The sequence below is a fragment of the Novosphingobium endophyticum genome, assembly GCF_014640675.1.
Lineage (GTDB): Bacteria > Pseudomonadota > Alphaproteobacteria > Sphingomonadales > Sphingomonadaceae > Novosphingobium > Novosphingobium endophyticum.
Genome location: NZ_BMHK01000063.1, coordinates 1 through 7,999 on the forward strand (window position 1 = coordinate 1; position 7,999 = coordinate 7,999).

Consider the following 7,999-nt stretch of genomic DNA (forward strand, 5'->3'; position numbering starts at 1 on the left):
GCCGGCATCGAACTGCTCGCAGAAAATGCGTCGACCGCACACGACGGTGTCACACCAAAAGCGGCGCGCCAGGATCGTGAGAACGACGCGGCGCCCAGCAAGTGGAAGATCCGACGGCCGGCGCACATACCGGCTCTGAATCCGTCGGCTTGGACGCCCGCAATCCGGGCAAACACCTGAACTACGCCGTGAGCGGAGCAAGATCTGGAAATCATCTCCGACGCTTTGCACTGATACAACCACCAAGCCTTCAGGAGCCAGGCGCGCACGTTGAAATCGACCATGCATGGCAGATCCTCCCAATGATGCGGGAGGAGCTTACCTCAGCAGCAGCAAATGTGAGTCAGAGCCAGTTCTCGATGAAAATCCCGGGTCACATCTCAGCGGAATCAACACGCAGGCTAACGTCAAAAGCCGATTGTCGTTCAGCGGCCAGGATGGACCTTCCGAAAGATCCCCAGGTGATTACCGCTTCCTTTGGTGGAACGCTCGGAAGCGGCCAGTCTGCACCCAGGGAGCGAAATTTGGCCGCTGAATGTCTGGCAAGGGTCGGTAAGCCTCTTGCGCCATGTATCACAAGATGATACGTATCAGTCCATGATACATAGCGCCAAAGGCAAGTTGGTTGAACAAGTGTTGGCGGGCAAGCCAGGCAAGGGCTTCCCGAACGATATCTTCCGGGCTGCTGTGCGGAAGATGGCTATGCTTGAGGCGGCAGTAAATCTGGTCGACTTGCGGTCGCCTCCGGGCAACAGGCTGGAAGCCCTGTCTGATGACCGTGAGGGCCAGCATTCGATCCGGATCAACGACCAATGGCGTATCTGTTTCGTCTGGACCGACAATGGCCCGGAAGACGTAGAGATCGTGGACTATCATTGAAGGGAGTCGTCATGACCATGTTGAAAACCCCGGTCCATCCCGGTGAAATCCTCAAGCATGAGTTCCTTGGGGAGATGGGCATTTCTGCTGGCAAGCTGGCGAAGCATATCCATGTCCCCCGCACCCGCATCGAGCGGCTGTGCGAGGAGAGGACTTCGGTCACGCCGGACACGGCCAAGCGTCTATCCAAGGCACTTGGTACGACGCCGGAGTTCTGGCTCAACCTCCAGACGCATTATGATTTGCTTGTGGATCAGGCCGCCGACATCGAAGAAATTAAGCCGCTGCTGGCGGCTTGATTCTCCAACGCGCGATCGCAACGCCAGCCTTTTTCTGCGCTTCGGTCACCTGAAAGATCCCATGGCGAGGGTGGATACCTGCGGCTTGCCGTCGCCACGTGGGCACGGCCCGAAGCGATCTACGATTTGACGTCGGCCCAGTGGAACTCTGCTGCCGGTGTGCTCGATCTCAATCCGCGCGGTCGTCGCCAGACAAAGAAGTATCGCCCGAAGGTTCCGCTGGCACGGCAGATGAAGCCGTGGCTGGACGATCTCGAAGGACCGTACTTGCCGGTGGCCACCGTACGCACGAGTTGGGAGAAGATGCGAACCGAACTCGGCCTGCCTGGCCAAGGGCAAGCAGGCGAGAAGCTGATACGGCGTTCTATGTCGACGCTCGCCCGCACGCGGCTAGGCGAGGAACGCTGGCAACAGGGAGAAATGATGCTCGGCCACCGCAAGGCCAGCATCAGCGACATCTATGCGCTGCCGGACCCGGCGAACCTGGGCCGGGTTCTGGCGGTGACGGAAGAGATCATCGACGAGATCGAGGCGCTGGCCCCCGGAGCCTTTACCGCAGTTTTACCGCAGGGCTGAGAGGGCCTGGCTCCGGAAAACCGCAGAAAAGCTTGGAGCGGTGAAGGGAATCGAATTGCCACCCTAACGGCTTGACTTAAAGCCGATTCCTGACGCGATTCGTGGATCGGACCATCAATGGGGCCCACGTCAAGCAAAGAAAACGGGTTCGGTTCCGAGGAGCGAATCCAATGGTCCAATTCGGCCGATTCGAGGATCAATTTCGCTCCCGATGCTGACGGCGGTGACGCGGGTCATATCTCGCCTGCCGCCGCCGACTAATCCGGCATTCCCCGGCTCCCTAGTCCGCCGTGGAAACCCGCCGCAGGTTCCTTCCAGATCGAGATACTTTCAGCTGGCCCCATCTCCCGTACCAGTCCTTCAGGCCGGGATTAGCTTAACACCCCGTCCGGAAAACCGGCACCACATCAGGGTGATTGTGGAGAAAGATCGCATCACCAGATCATGAGTGACTAGTATAGCGCCATTTGCTGGTGAAAATTGGATATCTCGCGGGATATTGTGGTCTCGCTGCCGGCTAGAGCCGCGACGACCGCGTCTGTGCGCTCGAGCGAAGCGCGTTGGTACCGGGACGCCCTATGCGTTTCAGAAGTCCGGCGCACGATAGGCTAGCGCCGATACCGCAACGCAGACGTGACTCGCCAGTCCGAAATCGGCTTTCCGCTCACGCGGACCGGCATGATCGGACGCGACGCGGCTGGCGATGTCATCAACACACGTGTGGAAGCGCCGATTCGACATCCCTTGACCTCAACATCGCGATGTGAAGTGCTCATACGCACCGATTTCGGCCCAATTCATAAGGAAGGAAAATCGGGGCATGCAGCGGTGCATTTATGCTCAAGACACTGGGTCTACATGGCCCCAGGAGAGCTTAAGTATGATCGCGGATTCGAGCTATTCGGTTTACCCGCCTAAGCGATGCTGGGCGCACTTTGCGCTTCCGGCGAAAGGCGTGGGTGCGGCGATTGCATGGCGTCAAAGAGTTCAACCACTAGTTTGCCCGCTACAGCGAACTGCAGGACCGGTCTAAGTGTGAGGTGACCATCGTGCAACTGATCGAGCTTGACCCGGAGATGACCTATGCGCCTGTACGGTGACGGCCGATTTGTAGTTCTGGCATCTATGAGTCTGCTTTATTTCCTGCTGATGGCAGGGACTTTCAATTCTCTTGGAATAGTTCTGCCCTCAATGGTCAAAGACTTGAGGATGAATTGGGCGGAAGCAGGATTTGGCTTTACGCTGCTCGGACTTGGATGCGGCTTGGCGAGCCTCGTCCCCGCCGTTTCGATCCGCCGCGTCGGCGTGCCGAAGACACTACTGGTTGGTACGTTGCTGCTGGTTGCGGGGTTCAGTTGCATGGCCGCCACTATGACGGCTCGATTGTATCATGTTGGCACGATACTCACCGGCGTAGGCTTCTGCTTTTGTGGTACGGTGGCGGGTGTTCATGTAATTTCGAAGCTGTTTGAACGACGGTCCACAGCGCTCGGTGTGTACTTTACGATAGGAAATCTGGGCGCCATTGCGGGACCTCTTCTCTTTTTCGGTGTAGATGGTTTGATCGAGAACTGGCGGCTGTTCTGGGTGATCTGCGCATTGGGAGCCTTGGCAACTGGCGCGTTTGCTATCTTCATGACACGCGGGGGACGGGGTAGTGGCGATTGCGAACTCAACAACATCCGCACGACGAATATCATCGGATGGAGTGCTGAGACTGCAGTGCGGATCCCGCAATTCTGGGTCGTAGTGAGCGCCTATACGGCATGCTTGCTTATCAATACTTCGGTGCATAGTTTCTCCGTTCAGCACCTAAGCGAACAAGGCGTGCCAGTGGCCCATTCAGCTGGACTAATGGGCGGAATAGCGCTTGTTGGGGCGATTGTGTCCGGACTGGCCGGTTTGATCGGTGAGCGCGTCTCTGCTCGTACGTTGACGTTGTTCGCGCTAGGGTTACAGGCGCTTGCCTGCATTATTCTGATCCTGCCCGATTTCCCCACGCGGCTTGGATTATTCGCCATATGTATGGGTTTCGGCTTTGGAGCCAGTTATGTGGGCACGGCAGTACTGCTTCAGTCCTGGTTTGGTCAACGCGCTAACCTGGAGCTCTACGCCATCATGTGCATGGTCTCTACGTCCGCAGCACTAGGCCCGGCGTTGGGAGGCATCATGCGTGATTATAGCGGCAATTTTGTTGCCGTGTTCATTGCGCACGCGATCATAGGAATGATTGTTTTTGTCATTCTTGCCTGCACGAAGCAGCCTCGGGCCTATGTGATTGATGCTGATAGCCCGCGTGCTGAATCCAAGCCCGTAGCGGCTATATTGGACTGTCATTCGAACTGACAAACTTGCCCCCCGTGTTGCCTCACCGAAGATTGTTACCGGACTGAGCGGTTGCGCGGTGCGCCATATCTCCACCCGCCGCGGCGGGTGGAGATATGGCGAAGTCCTTCATCCAGTCACCATTGAGGATGATCTGCCCGGTGATTTCCGCGCGCCACGCCTTCACGGCAATTTGCACCGTCCGCTCGTTCTTCTTCGTGAAGCGTGACGGATCGGCGCTCATAAGCCGCTGCAACACTGCGGCTGCCGAAAGCGTCGGGTCGGCCTCGATCCACGCGCGGATTTGCGCCTCGAACGGATCGAGCATGCTCGGCCTTTTGGGATAGGGCCTGGTTCGCCGGCATGGGCGCCGATGCGTGCGCCGCGTCTCGCCCGCCTGCCAGACGGTCTCCAGATTGGCGGCAAAGCGCTGCAGGTCGATAACGACCGGCTCCTCGGGCTTGGTATTCAGCCCGCGGCGATCGACGCGTTTCCCAGATCGTCTTGTGCTGCCCGGATGCCTGCGAACAGCATCACGGGATCGGCCGTTTCCAGCATCCGGCTCAGCTGCTCTTTATCGGGCGCAGCTACATCGGGATGAGCCAGCACGCGCGCAGCCGGCGGCGCGGGCGGATGATAGCGTTTGATGATGCGCGCGCCGATCCGGGTCTTCTCCCGCAGCTTGAACGAGGGTTGAAACAGATTACCGTGCAGCCGCACCACATCGTACAAGCGGCTGAGCGCCGCTGTCGCCTCCGCTCCCACGAACCTGCCATAGCCCACCAGGCGCCGGACGATGGCGCCGTTCTTCTGCTCGACCCACGCCTGATCATTCTTGCGATAGGCCCGGGAGCGCGTCACCTCCAGGCTCTGGCTTCAGCACCAGCAGACCGTTCATGCCAAAGTAGTGCCAGAGATTCGGGTTTCAGGTTCGACGCTCTAATGTACGCGCCGCTCGATCCAGTCATAATGTTGATATCGCTTAGGGCGTTGGGCGACTACGGGCGCCTTTCCGGTCAGGAACAGCTCGAAGTTTTTCAGTTGGGGGTCCTTTGTTTCCCTCATATGCTTCAGAAGCCCCTGCTTCATTTCGTTGACTCGGACCTGCATGTCCTGCCGTTCGATAATATTGATCCTTTGACCGGCATCCTGTTCAAGGTCGTATAGCGCCAGTGGGACGCCGTGAGTATATTCCTTGATTCTGTTTGACAGAGCTGGATTGTCGCGGGCGGCTGCAACCATGGCATCAAAGGTCAAGCCATGCATGCTATCGATGACCCCTCTGGAGAAATTGCCGTCCGACCAAGGCGAAAACATCATCAAATAGCGATGATCCTGTATCGCCCTCATCGGATAATTCGTGCCATCATACATGGTGGCTACATACGTGAAATTATAGTCCCGTATAGAATCCGTCCTTCCATTGATGATAGGAAGCCATGACTTTCCATCAACGCCGTCAGGTGTATCTATCCCAAGAACATCTAAAACAGTAGGCAATATATCGAGATTCGACGTTAATGCATCGAATGATTTCGCCTTCCCCATTTCCGGCCAAGCGATCAGTACGGGCGTATGAGTTCCACTATCGAGACATGTACTCTTAGCAAACGGGAACGGCATGCCATGGTCTGAACTGAACAGTATGAGCGTATTGGCTGCCTCCGGACTTTTGCTCAATTTTTCCAGTATATTCCCAACGGCGATATCCATTCGCTGAACGCTATTGTAATATTGTGCAAGTTCTACCCTAACTTCCGGCAAATCCTCGAGAAATGGAGGAACCGTTACCTCTTCCGGGCCGATTTCGCGAGGAATCTTGTACGGACCCGTCTGTCCGTTATCTTGCTTGATCGCCTCGGGGCTTCCGTAGAAGGGCCGATGGGGATCGGTAATATTGCAATTGATGAAAAACGGTTTGCCTTGAGCGCGCGCGGCGGCAATCGCCTCTTCTACATGGTCCGCGATAAGGACTGGATTTCGGTCGTCCCACGTCAACGGATTGCCGTCTTTTCCGCTGCGCAGAAAATCCCAGGGAAAACGGCCGGGCGGCTGCATATGCTGAATTTTGTGAATGCCGGCGGTGAAGTACCCGTGATCCTGCAAAATGGTGGTGAATGTCGGAACGTCACCGTTTATGGGAGTAAATCCAATCCCCCCGGTGCGATGCGGGATCATGCCCGTCATCATTGCCTCTCTGGACGGCTGACATATCGGCACAGCCGAGCGGGTGGATACAAAGCGGTGTGATGTCTGGGCAAGCTTGTCGAGATTAGGTGTAATATTCGCACGATTGCCCATGAAGCCCGGCATCGAGGCGTCCATGTCATCGGCAGTAATAAACAGGAAATTCAAGCGCCTGGCAGGGGTTGGCGCTTCTCGATCTGATCCTGCCGCTGCTGCCACCTCCGACAGCAGGGGCAGCGCTAAAGCTGTCGCCGAGGTGGCCATAAAGTTCCGCCTATTCATACTGAAAAATTCCCGATTTGTTACGGTTTTCAGGGTTTATTTTCGGATCACACACCGAAACCCGGTGTGTGATGTCGATGTATCAATTGGCTGCGGCCATCGCGCAGCGGGCCGATACCGACGACAGTAGTTGGGCGCGCAGAGATGCGATCCCCCTTTCAGGACCCGGCGTGGAATCTTCAGCGCAGATGCGGGATCAGCACTTGCTTCCTGCAGTCCAGCATTGCCCTTCTCCGTTGTACAGCAGCCCTGCTTCGGACGGTGAGCGCCGGCAGCGTACCAATCAGCCGTCCATTCCCATACATTCCCGATCATATCGAAAAGGCCGTAGTTGTTTGGCGGATAGGATCGCACAGGCGAGGTGCGTTCAAATCCTGGCGCGGCCAGATTTTCGTGGGGAAAGGTGCCATGCCAGATGTTGGCCATGCGCTTGCCGCCGGGCTCCAATTCGTCGCCCCACGCATAAGGGCAGCCGTCGTCGCGGCCACCCCGCGCCGCAAATTCCCATTCGGCCTCGGTCGGAAGCGCTTTGCCGGCCCATTTGGCATAAGCCTCGGCGTCGGCCGCGACGATATGTACCACTGGATGGTCTCCGAGCCCCTGAAGGGAGCTGTGAGGTCCCAACGGGTGCCGCCAGTCGGCGCCAAAAACATAGCTCCACCATTGCGGAATGCCTTCCGTCAACGGAGCCGCTAGGGGCGCGCGCGGCGGCTCGAACACGAAGGAACCGGCACGCAGCATGTCCGCGGGCGCACCGGGATAATCCGCCGCAGCCGGCGGAATCTCGGCATAGGTTACGTACCCGGTATCGGCCACGAACGCCGCAAACTCATCGTTGGTCACCGGGCATTCGTCGATCCGAAAATCTTCGATGCGCACCCTGCGCAAGGGCCGTTCCTCTTCGTAGAAATCGTTGGAGCCCATCCAGAACTCGCCGCCCGGAACGGCACAAACCCTGTCCGCCGGAGCACTGCGCATACCAACTGCCTGAGTTTCAGGAACGGTCGTGCCAATCATCACCCATTTCTCCTAGTGGGCAGGATCGCTTGGATCCGATGGCGCGGCTTGCACCAATGTGCACGAAAGTTTGTCCGCGTCAGGGCCAAAAAACTGATCATGCTGTAACACAATCACCGGGCCGACCACACCGGAGCCAGCCGCGGCGCGATCGGTGCGTTTCTAGCTGGAAACGCGCCTCAACCGGCAAGACTTGCCGCCGGCGGCATCTGCAATCTATTCATGCGTCTGTGCGCAAGACAGATCATTTCGCCCTCCATAGCCCTACCAGGAGCGCAGACGCTGAATAGGGCTATGCTGCGATTGACAGTGGAAGCAGGGGACTGACGTCAATGACCAGACGAATTGCGCGGAGCTTCATCCTTTCATCTGCGGCATTGGCGGCGATAATGTTGGCCAGTCACGCCGCTGCGGAACCCACGCAAAGCGCAGGC

At 57.6% G+C, this 7,999-nt stretch carries 9 protein-coding genes; 4 read left to right on the plus strand and 5 right to left on the minus strand.

Features of this window, described 5'->3' with window-relative positions:
* Positions 1–288, minus strand: a 288-nt coding sequence (locus IEX32_RS21145) for a transposase family protein (RefSeq protein ID WP_188773239.1), incomplete at its 3' end; no start/stop codon positions are given.
* 309 nt (positions 289–597) lie between these two features.
* Between IEX32_RS21145 and IEX32_RS19690 the strand changes: the two genes are divergently transcribed.
* From IEX32_RS19690 to IEX32_RS19705, 4 genes are all read left to right on the plus strand, one after another.
* Positions 598–879: a type II toxin-antitoxin system RelE/ParE family toxin gene (locus IEX32_RS19690; protein WP_188773240.1), complete on the plus strand. Its 282-nt coding sequence runs from the start codon at positions 598–600 to the stop codon at positions 877–879.
* Positions 880–890: 11 nt separating this feature from the next.
* Entirely contained in the window at positions 891–1,178 is a 288-nt protein-coding gene (locus IEX32_RS19695) for a HigA family addiction module antitoxin (protein ID WP_162853572.1), read from the plus strand.
* Between the two features lie 126 nt (positions 1,179–1,304).
* Positions 1,305–1,754 carry a hypothetical protein gene (locus IEX32_RS19700; RefSeq protein ID WP_188773241.1) on the plus strand — a complete coding sequence of 150 codons (450 nt, stop codon included), beginning with the start codon at positions 1,305–1,307 and terminating at the stop codon, positions 1,752–1,754.
* A gap of 1,083 nt (positions 1,755–2,837) precedes the next feature.
* Positions 2,838–4,100: an MFS transporter gene (locus IEX32_RS19705; protein ID WP_188773242.1), complete on the plus strand. Its 1,263-nt coding sequence runs from the start codon at positions 2,838–2,840 to the stop codon at positions 4,098–4,100.
* Positions 4,101–4,122: 22 nt separating this feature from the next.
* On the opposite strand, the gene IEX32_RS19710 is transcribed toward IEX32_RS19705, so the two are convergent.
* The 4 genes from IEX32_RS19710 to IEX32_RS19725 all read right to left on the minus strand — a co-directional run bounded on the left by IEX32_RS19710 (position 4,123) and on the right by IEX32_RS19725 (position 7,565).
* Entirely contained in the window at positions 4,123–4,407 is a 285-nt protein-coding gene (locus tag IEX32_RS19710; protein WP_188773243.1) for a hypothetical protein, read from the minus strand.
* 140 nt (positions 4,408–4,547) lie between these two features.
* Positions 4,548–4,940, minus strand: coding sequence for a hypothetical protein (locus tag IEX32_RS19715; RefSeq protein WP_188773244.1), 393 nt, complete (start codon positions 4,938–4,940; stop codon positions 4,548–4,550).
* 78 nt (positions 4,941–5,018) lie between these two features.
* Positions 5,019–6,530: a sulfatase family protein gene (locus tag IEX32_RS19720; protein ID WP_188773245.1), complete on the minus strand. Its 1,512-nt coding sequence runs from the start codon at positions 6,528–6,530 to the stop codon at positions 5,019–5,021.
* 54 nt (positions 6,531–6,584) lie between these two features.
* A complete protein-coding gene (locus tag IEX32_RS19725; RefSeq protein WP_373285474.1) occupies positions 6,585–7,565 on the minus strand; it encodes a formylglycine-generating enzyme family protein in 981 nt (326 codons plus the stop codon).
* Positions 7,566–7,999 lie beyond the last annotated feature (434 nt).

Bases quoted from the DNA above. Each gene is read 5' to 3' on its own strand.
- IEX32_RS19690 (WP_188773240.1), top strand. From the start codon at position 598: ATGATACATAGCGCCAAAGGCAAGTTGGTTGAACAAGTGTTGGCGGGC.
- IEX32_RS19695 (WP_162853572.1), top strand. From the start codon at position 891: ATGACCATGTTGAAAACCCCGGTCCATCCCGGTGAAATCCTCAAGCAT.
- IEX32_RS19705 (WP_188773242.1), top strand. From the start codon at position 2,838: ATGCGCCTGTACGGTGACGGCCGATTTGTAGTTCTGGCATCTATGAGT.
- IEX32_RS19710 (WP_188773243.1), bottom strand. From the start codon at position 4,407: ATGCTCGATCCGTTCGAGGCGCAAATCCGCGCGTGGATCGAGGCCGAC.
- IEX32_RS19720 (WP_188773245.1), bottom strand. From the start codon at position 6,530: ATGGCCACCTCGGCGACAGCTTTAGCGCTGCCCCTGCTGTCGGAGGTG.
- IEX32_RS19725 (WP_373285474.1), bottom strand. From the start codon at position 7,565: ATGATTGGCACGACCGTTCCTGAAACTCAGGCAGTTGGTATGCGCAGT.